Consider the following 15,684-nt stretch of genomic DNA (forward strand, 5'->3'; position numbering starts at 1 on the left):
CGCTAGTTCAACGGCCGGCTGCGGCGGCAGACGCGCGAAAAAGCTTTCTTCTATTATACATGACAAAATGTGGAGGATGTCCATTTGTTTTCCAGCCAGCGGGCCAGGAAGCGCATCGCTTCACGCTCCGCCTCCCTGCTGAATGCATGCGCTTCGCCCCCGAACAGCAAGGCCGTGCAGTCCCGCCCCTCAGCCGCAAGCGCATCGGCGAGCAGCCCCGCCTGACGGGGGCTGACGTTCGCGTCGGCCGTGCCGTGCAGTATCAGCACCGGCGGCTGGATCCGGCCCGCCCAAGCGACGGGTGACCGGTCGAGATAGGCGTCCGGGTCTTTCTTCGGATGGCCGACGACACGCTTCAGCATGCGCCTCATGTCGACGCGCTCTTCGTACGTCTCGAGCAGGTCGCTGACGCCGCTCCAGACGACGACAGGTCCCGCGTCGGGGCAGTCGCGGGCCGCTTGAAGCGCATTGACGGCTCCCCGGGAGAAGCCGACGAGCGCCACCGGGCGCGGGAGCACTTCGGGCTGGGAGCGCAAAAGCGCGATGGCGGCGCAGACGTCCTGCGTATCGTCGCCGCCGAACTGGTCGCGGCCCTCGCCGCCGTCGTTGCCGCGGTAGAACGGCGCAAAGACGGCGTAGCCGAGCTTGGCGAGCGCGGCGAGCCGGGGGAGGCGGACCATGCCGACGCGGCCGATGCCCCCGCGGCAGTAGACCAGCCCCGGGCAGCGCTCCGGCTTCCGCGGCAGGACGAGGTAGCCCTTCACTCGCAGCCCCTGGCTCAGGTACGTCACCTTGTAGGCGGTGACGAACCGGACCGGATGCTCAAGGCGGACCTTCTCGACGATGTCGCCGTCCCGTGGGAACAGAGGCTCCCGCATCTCGACGAGCTCGCCGGTGAGAGGCTGCGCCTTGTCGATAGGCAGCGGGTCCTCCTCCTCGGCCTGCTCGACTGCCGTCTCTTCCGTATCGTCCGCAGCCTCCTCTTCCGCATCGTCTGCCTGCAGGCCCTCTGCATGTGCCGCTACCCGGCGCTCTTCCCCTGCCTGCGGAAGCTCGTTTCCTGCCTGCGACCGTTCCCCGTTCTCTGCGATTCCCGGGTACTCCCTTGCCTCCCTGCCGACCTCTTCCTGCGTTTGCACGCTGTCCGCCATGCTACCCGCCTCCGTCTCGTTCTCATGTCTTTCGATCTCTCTATCTTTACCCCTTTCGCTTCCGGCAACCCCGCGTTTTTGACAGTGGCGACGCCAATGGGGTAGACTGATGGTTAAGTAAATCGCTAGTGGAAAGGGCTGAATGGAATGAATCCTAGTTTTGACGAACAATTTCAAGGGCTTCTAGAGAAATACTGCGAATTGATTACAGGCAGCAACGATCCCGAGATGATCGAAAAAATAAAAATTTGGTCCATTTACAACCATATACATAAATCGATGCCTGCCCTGACCAGTCACTGGAACCAAAGCCATCCGGACAGCAAGGCCGATATCCGCAAGCTGTTCGAAGAAGTACGCGATCTGAACCAAAAGCTGACGAACAAATCGAACTCGTACAAATTTTAACATACCTGGTGCGGGTGGGAAGCATTGCTTCCATAAAGAATAGGGAGGGCCCAGTGCAGCCTAGTGCACAGGGTCCTCCCTTCGCGTTTCCCGGAAATCTCGCTTAATCTGTTTATTTGTCGTAGCGCTGTCGCCACCTTACCTATACCCTACCTGGTTTGGACAGAGAGGCTCCTTGTGATAGAAAAGAAGCAGCCGGCAAATGTTTGCCGGCTGCATCTTGTGCTCGTATGCATTTGTCTGGCAGTGCCAAGCCGCCGTGATCAGCCGAGCAGTTAACGAACGGGCGTGTAGCGGAGCGCCACGACGCCGGAGCCGAAGGGTTTGGTCTCGGTCAGCTTCAGATTCAGGCGATCACGAACTCCCCCCAATAATTGGGGGCCGCGTCCGGCAACGATTGGCTGTACCAGGAAATGATACTCATCCACCAAGCCTAGTTGTGCCAGGGTGGAACCGAGGCCGGGGCCGCCGTTAACGACTAGACTCTTCCCTTCTGCCGTAAGCCGTGGCACCTCCTCGGAAACAGGCCCCTTCAACAAGAAAGAGTTCTGCCACGACACGTGATTCAGCGTCCGCGAGAAGACGTACTTGGGTTTCCGATCGAGCTTGCGTGCGAAGTCGACCAAGAATGGAGGTCCGTCGCCGCTGCTGGCAATGGCTGGCCAAGCGCTTTCCATCAGCTGGTAGATTTTACGTCCGAAAAGCAGACCGTCGGACTGGTCCATCAGGTCCGCCGTATACTGGTGGAGCTCCTCATCCGCAATCACCTGCGTGTGGTCACAGCAACCGTCCAGTGTCACATTCATCATCAGGATTACACGTCCCATATGCAGCCTCCTTTTGTCTGCATTTTATCATCCAAAAGCAGGCCCGTTTTCTCATGGATTGCTAATCTAAGCACTAAGAAAAACATTTAAGGAGAGTTTCCGTATGTTCTGTCGCATATCTGTTATACATTCGGACTGCAACAAGATTCTGTTTCGGGATAACAGCTATATGGCAGCCAGTAGCGCCAAATGCCTCAAATAAATCGTCACTGAAATACCATCCCATAAACCTACTGGCAGCATGACCAGTCGAAGTCCTTAGCCTCCCCAACAGTTCAAACACAGGTTCCGGGATGACCCGCTGTCCGTTTACAACTCCGTTGTTCAGAAAAATATAGCCCCAGTAAGCAAGATCTTTTGCACTCATATACAAATTACGCTCATGGCCCTCATCAGACTCTATTCTAACGGACGCGTATCCGTCACCAGCAGTAAAATCACATACCAATCTTTTTTTAGGTATAGCAGCCCATTCTGTGTTAGTAATTTGAAGCGGATCAAGAATTTTCTCTGTTATCACTTGCGCAATTGTTTTTCCTGTAACTTTCTTAACGATTCTGGCTGCTAATCCTTCCCCTTCTACTTTTTCCGGTCCGAAAAACTTAGGCTTTGTTTTAGTCAGGACGTTTCTTATCGTAACCGTGCTTATTTCCTCAAATGGAACATCGTCAATGTAAGGATGAATTGGGGAATCAAGTTCGAGCCCTGCCTCTATAACAGCGAAAGCTAGAGCAAGTGCAATATGTGTTTTCCTAATCGAATAAACATTAAACTGAGAATCGGAAGTCACCGGGCATGCCCCTGACTTAGCATGATGGAATCCAGAATACCATTCCGTAACAATATGGTCGTTTTGAATAATAACAACGGCTGCCGCAGTTGCGTTAATTTCGCTTCGAGTTTGTTCAATGTGCGAAATTAGAGGTTCGAATGTTTCTGTTCTATTAAGGAATGGTAGATACAACTTTTAACCCCCTTATGCATTAGTTGCTTACCTTATACTAAAATACCATTTATTAACAATCAATCCTTAAAAACAAATGTTCTCATTTTCTTTCGGAAACGAAGCTCCTATATACGAGCAGCGAGCCGGCGCCTGCTCGAACCACGCAAAAGAACCGCCCCTTCCGGGTGCGGTTCTTTTGCTTGCTCGACGTAGCGCGTTCCTTCGGTCTTCCGGCTGCGGATCTATTGCGATGGCCTCCCACTCTGCGCCTCGGACGCCTCCAGGCTTCGGCCCACCGGCTTCCGATTGCGCGGACCTCCGCATCGGGTGCAAACGGCCTATGCCCTGCCGGCTTCCCGCTTGTCCCGCAAAGTGCTACCCTACGGCAGAGCGGGGTCACGGGGCATTCGCGCTGAACGTATCGCCATCCTGCAGGTTGCCGGACTCGAACCCTTTGTAGAACCAGCGCTTCCGCTGCTCGCTCGTCCCGTGCGTGAAGCTGTCGGGCACGACGTAGCCCTGCGCCTCCATCTGGATCTTGTCGTCGCCGACAGCGCTGGCCGCAGTCAGAGCCTCCTCCAGGTCCCCCTCCTCCAGAAGGTCCATACCCTGCGCATAATGCGCCCATACGCCGGCCAAATAGTCTGCCTGCAGCTCAAACCTGACCTGGTATTGGTTGTATTCCTTCTGGCTGAGCTTCGACCGCAGCGAATCCAGCTTGTCGGTCGTGCCGAGCAGCGTCTGCACGTGATGGCCGACCTCGTGGGCGATGACATAGGCCATCGCAAAATCGCCCGGCGCCTTGAACCGGTCCTGCAGCTCCTGATAGAAGCTCAGGTCGATGTAGAGCTTGGCGTCGCCCGGACAATAGAAGGGACCGACTGAGGAGCCGGCCGTTCCGCAAGCGGACTGCACACTCCCCGAATAGAGCACCATCGTCGGATTTTTGTAGGTCTTCCCTTCCTTCCGGAAGACGTCCCCCCACACCTTCTCCGTATCCGCAAGCACGACCGAGACGAAGTCGGAGAGCTCCTTTTCCTGCTGCGTTTCCTCGTAGGGAGCGCTGCTCCCGCCCATATTTTGAAGGCCGCCCAGCAGATCGGACGGATTTCCGCCGAGCAGCATCACGACCAGCACGAGAATAAGGCCGAAGCCCCCGCCTATTCCCGCGATGCCCTTGCCGCTCATTCCTCTGCGATCCTCGACGTTCGAGCTTCCCTGTCTACCCTTCCATTTCATCCGCCGTCCCTCCTCGGTTCCCCGATCTGCATCAAGGATCTATCACTAGTGATATACCCGAAGGGCAAGTCCTTTAACCGGATGGGATAAATTGGATAGGGTGAGGACCGCAGGCCGGACTGGAACGGCGGTCCGGCCTGCATCAGCGGGCCCCGCGAGGAATGCGCCGCCGGAAGAGGCGTTTGTGCAGCCGCGGATAAGGGGCCCGCCTCCAACTGCCGTCGACCGGGGGTCAAGCTCTTACAACTCGTCCCAGTTCAGATTGCTGGACTTGCTGTAGTTCGTCACCTTTTGCTCGAAGAAGTCCGTCTTCATTCCGTTCATGTTGCTGAAGCTCTCGACCCAGCGCATCGGATGCTCGACAATCTCGGGATAGAGTACGGTGAGCCCGAGCTTCTTGAGCCGCTCGTTGCTCAAATATTTGATGTACTGGTCGATCAGCTCGTTGCTGAGTCCGGCGATCCGGTTGGCCGTGATGTACTGGCCCCAGGCGATCTCGTGCTCGACGGCGGTCCGCATCATCTCCCGCAGCTCCTCTACGAAGGCGTCGGTGAACAGCTCGGGATTCTCGCGCCAAATCTCCCGGAAGATGCCCTGGAACAGCGCCAGATGAGTCAGCTCGTCCCGCTGAATGTACTTGATCTCCGAGACGGTACCAAGCATTTTGCCCTGCCGTCCGAGCGCATAGAAGAAGCTGAAGCCGCTGTAAAAATACAGCCCCTCGAGAATATAGTTGGCCATAACCGTCCGCACCAGATTGTCTGGGGACGGGTTCTCGACGAACCGCTCATACAGGTCGGTGATGAACCGGTTGCGGGTTAGCAGATGCTTATCGTCTCGCCATTCGTTGTAGATCCGGTCCCGGACCTCCGCCGCGCAGACACTGTCGAGGATGTAAGAGTAGCTCTGGCTGTGAACGGCCTCCTGGAACGTCTGAACCGTCAGGCACAGATTCACCTCGGGCGCAGTGATGTACTCGTTGATGTTGGGCAAATTCGCGGTCTGAAGCGAATCGAGGAAGATCAGGAAGCTGATGATCTTGTCGTAGCTCTGCCTCTCGTGCTCGTTCAGCTCCCGGTAGCCTTTGGCATCCTGGGCGAGCGGGATCTCCTCCGGAATCCAGAAATTGTTCATCATCGTCCGGTACAGCTTGGTCGCCCACTCGTACTTCACGTTGTTCAGCTCGATCAGATTCGTGGTATTGCCGCCGATCATCCGGCGTTTTCCCCAATCGCGGTCTCCGTGCTCGTTAAACAGTTTCTTCTTCGTCAATTCCATAATGGCTTGTCCTCCTCGTGTGCATGAAGGCTTTCGCCGTTTGACTGATGACGGCTGCGACTGCCGGGCGGCGGCTCATGTGCCTGCAGCCCGCCATCTTTCCCGCCGTCCGTCCCTTCACGCTACCTGTTATCTATCCAGTCAGCTTGATTTCCTTGCTCTACTATCCCTAACGCCTTACGGGTCCGCTTCTTACGCCGAGCAGGCGGCGCATTCCTCGACGTCCAGGCTCCGGTTACGGCAGTAGTAGATCGTCTTCAGCCCTTCGCGCCATGCCTGCAAGTACAGCTCCATAAATTCCTTGGCCGAAATCTGTGGCGTAATGTAGAGGTTGAACGACTGCCCCTGGTCGACGTGCCGCTGCCGCAAGCCCGCCGCCCGGATGCTCCACGCCTGGTCGATCTGGTGGGCTTCCTTGTAGTACCAGTACGTCCGCTCATTCAGATTCGGTACCGTCTGCGGAATGATCCGGTTCTTCTTCTCCTCGACATACATCCGGCTGAACACCGGGTCGATGCCCGCCGTCGAGCCCGAGATGAGCGAGGTCGTCGCCGTCGGCGCGACCGCGAACATCCAGCCGTTGCGGACGCCGTGCTGGGCAACATCCGCCTTAAGCGCCTGCCAGTCCTCTCCCGTGTAGCCCCGCTTGTCGAAGTAGGCTCCGCTCTCCCACTCGCTGCCCGCGAACCGGGAATAGGCCCCCTTCTCCCGGGCCAGCTCCATCGAAGCCTTCACCGCGCAGTAGTTGATCCATTCGTACAGCTCATCCGCACGCTTCAGATGCTCCTCGGATTCCCAGGCGACGCCTTCCTGCGCCAGCATCTGGTGATAGCCGCTCGTGCCGAGGCCGACCGCCCGGTACTTCCGGTTCGTGATCGCCGCCTGCGGTACCGGATAGTAGTTGAGGTCGATGACATTGTCCATCATCCGCATCTGGATGGGCACGACGCGCGCGATGTCCTCCTTGGTGGAGACCCGCCCCAGATTGAGCGACGACAAGTTGCAGACGACGAAGTCGCCGCTGCGCTGCCGGGTCGTGATAACCCCGTCCTCATGCTCGGTCGTGATCAGTTCGGTCGGGCTCATGTTCTGGCAAATTTCCGTACACAGGTTGGAGCAGTAGATCATGCCTTCGTGCTTGTTCGGATTCGCGCGGTTCACCGTATCGCGGAAGAACAGGAAGGGGGTGCCGGTCTCGAACGAGCTGGCGAGTATCCGCTTCATGATGTCGATGGCCGGCAGCTCCTGCTTGGTGAGGGCCGGGTCGGCGACGCACTCCTCATACCGGCGCTCCCACTCCTCGCCCCAGCTGTCCTCCAGGCTGTAGCCCTTGACCTGCCGGACCTCGTGCGGGTCGAACAGATACCAGACGCCCCGTTCTTCGACCCGCCGCATGAACAGGTCCGGCACGCAGACGCCCGGGAAGATGTCGTGCGCCTTCATCCGGTCGTCCCCATTGTTCGTCTTCACATTGAGGAAATCGAGAATGTCGCGGTGCCATACGTCCAGATAGACGGCCACCGCGCCCGAGCGGACGCCGAGCTGATCCACCGCCACCGCGGTGTTGTTGAACTGCTTGATCCACGGGATGACGCCGCCTGCCGCCCCTTTGTAGCCCCGGATCGACGATCCCCGGCTGCGCACCTTGCCGAGATAGATGCCCATGCCGCCGCCGAATTTGGATACCTGGGCGAAGCTCTGGTCGCTGTTATAGATGCCCCACAGCGTGTCCGGCACCGTGTCGATGAAGCAGCTCGACAGCTGATGGAACGGCTTGCGGGCGTTCGACAGCGTCGGCGTCGCGACCGTCATCTCCAGCCGGCTCAGCACATCGTAAAACTGCTTGGCCCAATGCACCCGGTCCTGCTCCTTCATCGCCAGGTGCATCGCTACGCCCATAAACATCTCCTGCGGCAGTTCAAGTACCTCATGGCTCGGGCCTTTGATCAGGTAACGGTCGACCAGGGTCTGCAGGCCGAGATAATGGAACAGCTTGTCCCGCTCCGTCTTCAGATAAGCGCCCAGCTCCCGAACCTCTTGCTCAGTGTAATGCTCCAGGATATAGCGGCCGTACTGCCCCTGGCCGGTCAGGCGAACGACGAGCCCGTAAAAATCCCCGTAGCCAAACGACTCGTACTGCCGGTGCAGCCCCGCCTCCTTGTACAGGTCGTAGGCCAAAAGACGGGCCGCCACATACTGCCAGTCCGGCTCCTCGGCGGTCGTCTTCTCGGCGGCGACGCGGATCAGCGCCCGCTGCACCTCCTTCGTCTCGATTCCGTCGCGGAATAGCGGCAGCAGCGCCGTCTCCAGCTCCAGCGGCTTGCACGCCGGATAATCTGCACATGCATAGTCGATCACTTTCTTCAGCTTGGCGAAGACCAGCTCTTCCGTCTTCCCGTTCCGTTTGGTTACCAGCATCGATCTCTTCCTCCCTCATGATGGATATCCCGTCCTCCGGCGAAGCGCTCCATTTCCCGGCTTCGCCGCCCGAGCGCTCCTATCGGTCCGGGCCGCATCCACGCGGCCCAGGCCGTCCTCTTCCCCTCAAGGCGACAAGAAGGCAATAAAAAAAGCATCTCTACCGCATACGGGTAGACATGCTCTGCATTCACACGAACAAACAAGCCTCAATTCATTCGAGGATGCGACACCTCCCTATCTCCCGTAGGGCTTCCAACCGTGTCGTCAGAACAGGCAGGTCTCCTGGCTCGCAGACTCCTCGCCGCCGATCCGCCTTCCCGGTCGAGATGACCAGTGGCGTATGAATCGGGGCTCCTCTGCTACAGTGGCGGGACCGCGTCGGATTCGAACCGAACTTCCCTATTAAGCTTGGGGCGTAAGCCCGCAAGCACCTGTTCCTACGATATGTAGTTGACTTGAGAAAATCAGACACAATATGTTGTGCCTCTCTCCTGTATGAACTCTACTACAAGCCGACCGTCCTGTCAATCCGCGATTCGGCTTGCCGGCGCTTCAACCCTGCCAGGCCGCCAGACCAATCAGCACCCAGGCAGCCAGGAAGCAGACGCCGCCGATGGGCGTGATGGCTCCCAGCTTGCGAATTCCGGTGATGCTGAGCGCGTACAGGCTGCCCGAAAACAGCACGATGCCAATCTGCAATATCCAGCCTGCGGCGTTCAGCAGAGAATCGGCCTCGAGCCCGCCCGCCAGCATCCCGACGAGCAGCAGACCCAGCGCGTGCATGCTGTGGTACTGTACGCCGGTCTGGTAAACCTGCAGCTTGTCCGCGGACAGCTTCGCCTTGAGCCCGTGGGCGCCGAACGCGCCGAGCGCCACGGCGAGGAAGGCGTTCAGGCTGCCGAGCACTAAAAACGTCGTATTCATCGTTCTCCTCCTTATGGTCGTTCGCCGGCATAAGCCGCCGAATGTCTCTACTCTCTCTTATCCTACCCGGCCGCCGGGAAAAGACAAGCCCGCAGTCCGTGCTTAGCCGCCCGACCGCCGCTTATGCCTAGCCGTCCGCAGCCGGTCGGAGACAGACGAAAGCGGCCGCTCCCCGGCCTGCTGCCAAGGAACGGCCGCCGCCGTACCTGCTATGTGTAAGGACATCTTCTGTCCCAGCCATCTTCCTATGTTCGCACGAGAGACAAGCCTCTGATGCGGTTCCTATGCACTGACCGGCTCCACATCTTGCTCCCGCCGATAGGCCGCGAGCGACTCGTCGATGATCGCCGACTTGAACCATGGGTCCATCTCAGGCAGCAGCGCTTCCGCGTACCGCCAGGCATTCTCTTCGATCTCGAGCTGGATCATCCGGCGCTCCCGTTCCGGCAGCTCCTCGTCCAGCAGGTCGGACAGCCGGCTGAGCTCCGTGTCCTGCGCGTGACCCAGCTCATGGGCCAGCACCAGCTCGATATAGTCGGCGAGGCGATCCGTCGAGCCGAACAGCTGGAAGCATTGCTGCTGCAAAGGTTCCTTGTACAAGTAAACAGTGTGCGTAGCCATATGATATTTGCCGCCAACGAGCCGTCCGTCCGGAAATCTCGGTTCCACCAGCACTTCCACCCCGCTGCCGGACTTCGCCAGCAGCCGCTCGACGGCCTGTTCGAATACTGCGTCGTTCGTGTTCCCTCACCTTTCTCTCTTTTGTGAATCCTTTCTCATTATACGGGAAATGGCCGATTTTGCCTATCATTTTTCAACAATTTAAATAAAATTCCCTGCTCACCCGCCCGCTTACTTGCGGCTGAGCAGCCGGTTGGCGATCCGGTCGAGCAGCCGCGGGAACAGCTGGTACAGCTTGGTCGCGAACGCGGCGGCGAAGGGCAGATCGGCCTCCGCCTTGCTCTTCTCGATCACCCGGATTATCGTCCGGACGACCCGCTCCGGCTGCAGCAGGAACCAGCCGACGTTCTTCACGTAATGGCCTGTCGGGTCCGCGCGGTCAAAGAAGGGCGTATCCACCGGACCGGGGTTGACTGCCGAGACGCGAATTCCCGTTCCGGCAAGCTCCGGCCGCAGGCTGTTCGTAAAGCCGAGCACCGCATGCTTCGTCGCGGCGTAGCCGGCCGACTTCGCAGAGCCGACCTTGCCCGCCATCGAGGCGACATTGACGATCTGGCCGGAGCCCGCCTCGAGCATGGCCGGAAGCACTGCCTTCGTGCAGCGGACCGTGCCGAAGTAGTTGACGTCCATCATCTCCCGGAACGCGTCCATCGGGGTGGCGGCCACGCGCTCGAACAGGCCGAAGCCGGCGTTGTTCACCAGAATATCGATCCGTCCATGCTTCTGCAGCACTGCCCGAACCGCGTCCTCTACCTGTTCGTCCGAGGTCACGTCGACCGCGTACCAATCCATCGGAGCAGACGCCCGCTCGGCGATCCGGCGCAGCTTCTCCTCCGATCGGGCGAACAGGATGGGAACCGCCTCCCGCTTCGCCAATTCCTCCGCCAGCAGGGCGCCGATTCCGCTGGACGCTCCCGTGACGATCACTACCTTGCCGGCGAGCCGCATCGCTTATCGCCTTCCTTCCGCCGCACTTGTCCGTGAAGGGACTGTACCCGTACGATACCGCGAATGGAGAGAGAAGTCTACTGGATGATCACCTGGATGTCCAGCTCCCCGATGCCGTCCATGCTGAGCGGGATAGAGAGCGCCCGCTTCGGATCGAATCCGGCCGATTCGGCGGAATGCAGGACGACAGGAGGGGTTATGTCGACCGTAATGCCCTGGTTGAACAGCATCGTGCTTGCATTGCCGCTGATCATGTTGCCGAGCTCCGAGATGGCGCTTCTGCCGATTTCGTCAAGCTCGGTCAGCACGAAACCGCCCATCATCGCCGACACCAGCTTGAGCGCCACATCCTCGTGCAGGCCGAACACGATGTCGCCCTTCATCTCTCCCCGGAGACCGATCTGAATCCACAGGTAGCTTTCCACGAATTTGATGTCCTTGATTCCCAGGCTCCCGGTCGTCGGCTTCACCTGAATCAGCTGCTCGATGACGGACCGCGCCGACTCGAGGAACGGATTTATGTATTCGGCTTTCATTGTGAACCCTTCCTTCGCTCTTGACTTTACCTTTTTTTGGCACTTTATGAGTATTATAATCGAAACCGGTAGAACAAGATACCTATTATTCTACAATTCTTCCCAGCTTGCTTCTCGGTCTTTGGTCCTGCGGACACTGTCTTTTTACTTATCGGCTTCCGGCAACCGATTGTGAAGATGATTCTCTCGACGCAGTGCCCCAAGAATGAAAAAAAAAACCGCCCGAAGGCGGTTGTCGGCAAAGACCAGGCGATTCGGTTCGTGGTTGCTGCCGGCAGCATTCGTGCTTGCCGCCGCTACATCCGCAGGCCGATCTGGTTGCCCGATGTGTAGCGTGCCAGTCCCCGGTAAAAGAGCAGCGTCCCTCCCGCCGCAAGCGCCAGCGCCATGAGGAGCGCACCGGCCAGGAACAGGCCGTTCGTCTCACGCAGCAGGCCGATCGGCAGGTAGCTGATGAACGCAGCCGGCACGACCGTGAACAGCAGCAGCTTGGAGAACCCTCGGAAGATGTCCGTCGGGTAAGTGGAGAAGGTCAGCACGATGTTGAACATCTGAAGCCCGAGCCCCTCGGCGTTGCCGATGTAGAACGCGAGCGACTGGACCAGTGTGTTGTAGAATACGAATATGGCGGTTGCCAGAAGCAGCGCGGCGATAAATTTGCAGGCACCGAGCAGCGTATGCTCGCCAAATATGGCGTACAGCAGCAGCCCGTACAACACGTCTCCGATTGCGGAGACGGACATGCGCGTGATGAGCACGTGCAGCAGGACGGGCTTGGGCTGGGCAGCGTACACGTCCAGCTGGCCGGAAGCGACGAGCCCGGCGATCCGGTAGCAGTTGCCGAACAGCGTCGCCGACAGGCCGAATCCCGTCGTGCTGACGGCCCACATCATCATGACATCCTCCAGTCCCCAGCCGTTCACGATCGGGAAGCGGTGGAAGTACACGGCCCAGAAGAACATCCATACCGTATTGTTGACCATCATCATGCCGGCGGTGAGCAGGAAGCTCATCCGGAATTCCATCGCTCCCGCCAGGTTCAGCTTCCAGCACGTCCAGACGAATCTGGCCAGCGCGGTGGCTCGGGCGAGAACCGGCCTCTCCGCAGGCGGGAGAAGGCGGGATTGGTTAGCCTCCGTTAACATTGAGCTTCTTCACTCCTTTCGCATAAATCCAGCCGACGAGAGCCGCGAGAGGGATGACCCATACCCACTGCAGAAGCAGCATCTGCGGAAACTGCGCAGCGTCGAAGGCGACGATCGTCTTGCTCGGGAAGTAGACAACCGTCTGGAACGGCAGCCAGGCGCAGACGCGGCGCAAAAGGTCCGGGAACAGCTCCAGCGGCAGCATCATGCCGCCGATCGTGAACAGCAGCTTGTCGTAGACGAACACGAGACCCTGCGTTTCCTCCACCCAAAACGCGCATAGAGACAGCGCCATTCGCAATAGAAAATTGACCGTGAGCGCGCCGAGCAGCATCGCTGCGAACGCTCCCCATCCCCAGCCGAACGACGGGACGCCGAAGGCGAGAACCCCGAGCAGCCCGCCGACGATGAGGTTGACCGCGAGCCGAAGCGCCGCCTCACCGAGGTAAGCGACATAATGGTACCCGATATAGCTGAGCGGGCGGGTCAGCCGGTAGGCGACGGCCCCGCTCTTCACTTCCTCCTCCACCGTCAGATTGACGCGAGGGGAAGCCAGGATGATCGCTTCGGCGAAGATCAGGTACCAGATGAGATCCCGGTAGGCGTAGCCGGCGATCGTCGTCTCTCCGACGCCTTCATACGTCACCTTCCACAACTGCATGAAGATGTAGATAATGACGACCAGAAACAGCGTGCGGATGAAAAAATCCGCCAGATAGGCGAGCTGGCTGCTCACCGTTATACGCCCGACGGCCGCGTACTTGTGCCATTTGCGGGAGAGCAGGCTCTCTCCGAATGTGTCCGCCCTCATCTTAGCCCCCCTCCTTTCCGAGCTTGCCGTAGATGAAGGAGATGACTTCCTCCATCGGCGGATCTTCGATCGTCACGTCCTTCACCCGGAAGCGTCCGACGATGGCGCCCAGCACCTCTTCGATCCGGACCTCCTCGGTCCGGACGCCGAGCTCAAGCGCCGTGCCTCCTGCGCGCAGTACCTCGACTCCCGGCAGCTCGATCTCCTCCGCCGGTTCCTCGAGCTCGAGCCGGATGCGCTTGTAGGTGAGATACTTCCGCTTCATCTCCGGCACGGGGTCGTCGAGGATAATCCGGCCGTAATTGATGACGATCGCCCGGTCGCACAGCTGCTCGACGTCTCCCGAGTCGTGGGACGTGATGAACAGCGTCGTCCCCTCCTCGCGGTTCATCTCCAGAATCGCCTCGCGGATCGTCTGCTTGGCGATGACGTCGAGGCCGATCGTCGGCTCGTCGAGGAAGACGACCCGCGGCCGGTGAAGGAGCGCCGCCGCGATCTCGCACCGCATCCGCTCGCCGAGCGACAGCCGGCGGACCGGCATGTGCAGGTACGGGCCGATGCCGAACCGCTCGACGAGCTCGCTCCGGCGGCGGCGGTAATCCTCGCGGCCCATCTCGTAGATGCGGCTCATCAGCTCGAACGAATCGGACGCCGGCAGATGGTACCACAGCTGTGATTTCTGGCCGAAGACGGAGCCGATCCCGTAGGCGAGACGTTGGCGCTCCTTCCACGGGCATAGGCCGAGCACCTCGGCATAGCCCTCTGAAGGATGCAGGATGCCGGTCAGCATCTTGATCGTCGTCGATTTGCCCGCTCCGTTCGGACCGAGGAACGCGACCGACTCGCCTTCCTGCACGGTGAAGGCGATCGGATGTACCGCGATCTTCTCCTTCGTTTGCGGGCGGAGGAGGGCTCTCATGCTCCCCGCCAGCCCTTCCTGCTTGTGCTTCGTCACGAAGCGTTTGGCCAATCCTTCCACGGTCAGCGCCGTCATGGTCTCTCCTCCTTCGGGTTCGTTGTCGGATGGGCGGGAGCGAAAGTAGCGGGCGTCCGTTATTCCGCTAAAGCGAAAAAGACCTGCCGCGAGCTCCCCAGTGAAGGCGGAACTTGCCACAGGTCTTTTATCCCTACGGTGTGACGGCGGCCTCCCAAGGCCAAACGCCCGGACTCGCTCGGTTCGACCGGCGAATCACGCGGATGCGCCGTCGGCTCCCTAGAGTCCCTTCCATCTAATTTGTCAAATTCTAACATGGGGCTTCGTGCTTGACAAGGGAAAAAATTCTTGCTCCGGAGGTAATACGAACCGCCCGCCCGTCGGAAGCGGAAGGCGCGGGGGGACGGAGAAAATAGCTTTATAGGCTCAAGACAACAACCCGAAAAAAAGCCTTTTGCCTGCTTGCATGTTCCGGTACTTCGTAATACAATGTAGTTGTACTCAGTTATGCTAAGTAGTCAGGCGGTGAGTGGAATCGACAATCTAAGCGAGATGCTGAAGGGTGTCCTCGAGGGCATGATTCTGCAAATCATAAGCAAGGAAGAAATTTACGGATATGAAATCGTGAAGAGGCTGAACGGCCTGGGGCTGACCGGCATCGTGGAAGGAACCGTCTATACAGTGCTGGTGCGGATCGAGAAGAATAAGCTCGTGACAATCACCAAGAAGCCCTCGGCGCTTGGACCGCCGCGCAAATTCTATACGTTGAACGAAAGAGGCAGGGAAGAGCTCGCGCTCTTCTGGGAGAAGTGGGCGTTTCTCTCAGAGCGCATTGAATATCTTAAACAAGATGGGAGCGGGAAAAATGAACTTTAGCGAAGAAACGAAGGACAGCATCCGCCGGTTCGCCCGGGAGCAGGCGGGTCGGCATCTCAGCAGCGCGGAGCTCAGCTACTTCGAGCAGCTCGGCCGGAAAAGCGGGCAGACGAAGGAGAAACTCCTCAAACAGATGGCCAAATTCAAGCTGACGTCCGACCAGACCATGGAAGCAAGAGACGATCTGACGCTTTACATGAGCGATTACGTAGCCGATCTGATGGAGCAAGGGCATACGGAGAAGGAAGCGCTGCGTCTGGCCAAGCAAGCACTGGCCTCCGACAGCCAGAGCGACCAGGCCGCCGATCTGCAGGATAAGTACATGCGCTATTACCTGGACCGGGATCCGGCCGTCGACGAAACGATCGGCCTGTACTACGCCGGCTTTCTCATGCTAGGGCTGGTGCTCGGGATCGTGGGAGGGATTTTCCTAGCGCTATACGTGTTCCCGGATCGCTTCTGGCCTTCCCTGATCTTCACTTCCCTGCTGGGCGTGCTTGCGGGGCTTGCCTGCGGCATGCTGAAGCACGCCTCCACCGTAAGCAAGAAATAAAGTGCC

At 58.9% G+C, this 15,684-nt stretch carries 16 protein-coding genes and 1 riboswitch; of the genes, 3 read left to right on the forward strand and 13 right to left on the reverse strand.

Annotated features, from left to right (window positions below):
* Positions 1-53: 53 nt before the first annotated feature.
* Positions 54-1,151, reverse strand: a complete 1,098-nt coding sequence (locus KJS47_RS22265) for an alpha/beta hydrolase family protein (protein WP_249716655.1) — start codon at positions 1,149-1,151, stop codon at positions 54-56.
* 147 nt (positions 1,152-1,298) lie between these two features.
* Between KJS47_RS22265 and KJS47_RS22270 the strand changes: the two genes are divergently transcribed.
* A complete protein-coding gene (locus KJS47_RS22270) occupies positions 1,299-1,559 on the forward strand; it encodes a YusU family protein (protein ID WP_213527870.1) in 261 nt (86 codons plus the stop codon).
* 275 nt (positions 1,560-1,834) lie between these two features.
* On the opposite strand, the gene KJS47_RS22275 is transcribed toward KJS47_RS22270, so the two are convergent.
* From KJS47_RS22275 to KJS47_RS22330, 12 genes are all read right to left on the reverse strand, one after another.
* Positions 1,835-2,386, reverse strand: a complete 552-nt coding sequence (locus KJS47_RS22275; protein WP_213527872.1) for a dihydrofolate reductase family protein — start codon at positions 2,384-2,386, stop codon at positions 1,835-1,837.
* 73 nt (positions 2,387-2,459) lie between these two features.
* Positions 2,460-3,350 (reverse strand): serine hydrolase domain-containing protein, encoded by an 891-nt coding sequence (locus KJS47_RS22280; RefSeq protein WP_213527874.1) that lies wholly within the window; start codon positions 3,348-3,350, stop codon positions 2,460-2,462.
* Positions 3,351-3,728: 378 nt separating this feature from the next.
* Entirely contained in the window at positions 3,729-4,571 is an 843-nt protein-coding gene (gene ypfJ, locus KJS47_RS22285; protein ID WP_213527876.1) for a KPN_02809 family neutral zinc metallopeptidase, read from the reverse strand.
* Between the two features lie 240 nt (positions 4,572-4,811).
* Positions 4,812-5,849 carry a ribonucleotide-diphosphate reductase subunit beta gene (locus tag KJS47_RS22290; protein ID WP_213527878.1) on the reverse strand — a complete coding sequence of 346 codons (1,038 nt, stop codon included), beginning with the start codon at positions 5,847-5,849 and terminating at the stop codon, positions 4,812-4,814.
* Positions 5,850-6,041: 192 nt separating this feature from the next.
* Positions 6,042-8,267: a ribonucleoside-diphosphate reductase subunit alpha gene (locus tag KJS47_RS22295; RefSeq protein ID WP_213527880.1), complete on the reverse strand. Its 2,226-nt coding sequence runs from the start codon at positions 8,265-8,267 to the stop codon at positions 6,042-6,044.
* A 258-nt stretch (positions 8,268-8,525) separates the two neighbouring features.
* Positions 8,526-8,720, reverse strand: a riboswitch (cobalamin riboswitch).
* Between the two features lie 102 nt (positions 8,721-8,822).
* Positions 8,823-9,194: a DUF423 domain-containing protein gene (locus KJS47_RS22300; RefSeq protein WP_213527882.1), complete on the reverse strand. Its 372-nt coding sequence runs from the start codon at positions 9,192-9,194 to the stop codon at positions 8,823-8,825.
* Between the two features lie 282 nt (positions 9,195-9,476).
* The gene (locus KJS47_RS22305) at positions 9,477-9,863 is read right to left on the reverse strand and encodes a hypothetical protein (protein WP_249716657.1); all 387 of its coding nucleotides are present in this window, start codon (positions 9,861-9,863) and stop codon (positions 9,477-9,479) included.
* Between the two features lie 183 nt (positions 9,864-10,046).
* A complete protein-coding gene (locus tag KJS47_RS22310) occupies positions 10,047-10,823 on the reverse strand; it encodes an SDR family NAD(P)-dependent oxidoreductase (RefSeq protein ID WP_213527884.1) in 777 nt (258 codons plus the stop codon).
* Between the two features lie 77 nt (positions 10,824-10,900).
* On the reverse strand, positions 10,901-11,359 hold the full coding sequence (locus KJS47_RS22315) for a chemotaxis protein CheX (RefSeq protein WP_213527886.1): 459 nt from the start codon (positions 11,357-11,359) through the stop codon (positions 10,901-10,903).
* Positions 11,360-11,655: 296 nt separating this feature from the next.
* Positions 11,656-12,504: an ABC transporter permease gene (locus tag KJS47_RS22320; protein WP_213527888.1), complete on the reverse strand. Its 849-nt coding sequence runs from the start codon at positions 12,502-12,504 to the stop codon at positions 11,656-11,658.
* Complete coding sequence (locus KJS47_RS22325) at positions 12,488-13,315, reverse strand: ABC transporter permease (RefSeq protein ID WP_213527890.1); 828 nt, start codon at positions 13,313-13,315, stop codon at positions 12,488-12,490. Before KJS47_RS22325 ends, KJS47_RS22320 begins: the two co-directional genes overlap by 17 nt.
* Before the next feature lies 1 nt (position 13,316).
* Entirely contained in the window at positions 13,317-14,309 is a 993-nt protein-coding gene (locus KJS47_RS22330; protein WP_213527892.1) for an ABC transporter ATP-binding protein, read from the reverse strand.
* A 474-nt stretch (positions 14,310-14,783) separates the two neighbouring features.
* Between KJS47_RS22330 and KJS47_RS22335 the strand changes: the two genes are divergently transcribed.
* The gene (locus KJS47_RS22335; RefSeq protein WP_213527966.1) at positions 14,784-15,125 is read left to right on the forward strand and encodes a PadR family transcriptional regulator; all 342 of its coding nucleotides are present in this window, start codon (positions 14,784-14,786) and stop codon (positions 15,123-15,125) included.
* Entirely contained in the window at positions 15,115-15,678 is a 564-nt protein-coding gene (locus KJS47_RS22340; RefSeq protein ID WP_213527894.1) for a hypothetical protein, read from the forward strand. The genes KJS47_RS22335 and KJS47_RS22340 overlap by 11 nt, the downstream gene beginning before the upstream one ends.
* The last annotated feature ends 6 nt before the right edge of the window (positions 15,679-15,684 follow it).

The sequence above is a fragment of the Paenibacillus sp. J31TS4 genome (assembly GCF_018403265.1).
In the GTDB taxonomy this organism is placed as follows: Bacteria; Bacillota; Bacilli; order Paenibacillales; family NBRC-103111; genus J31TS4.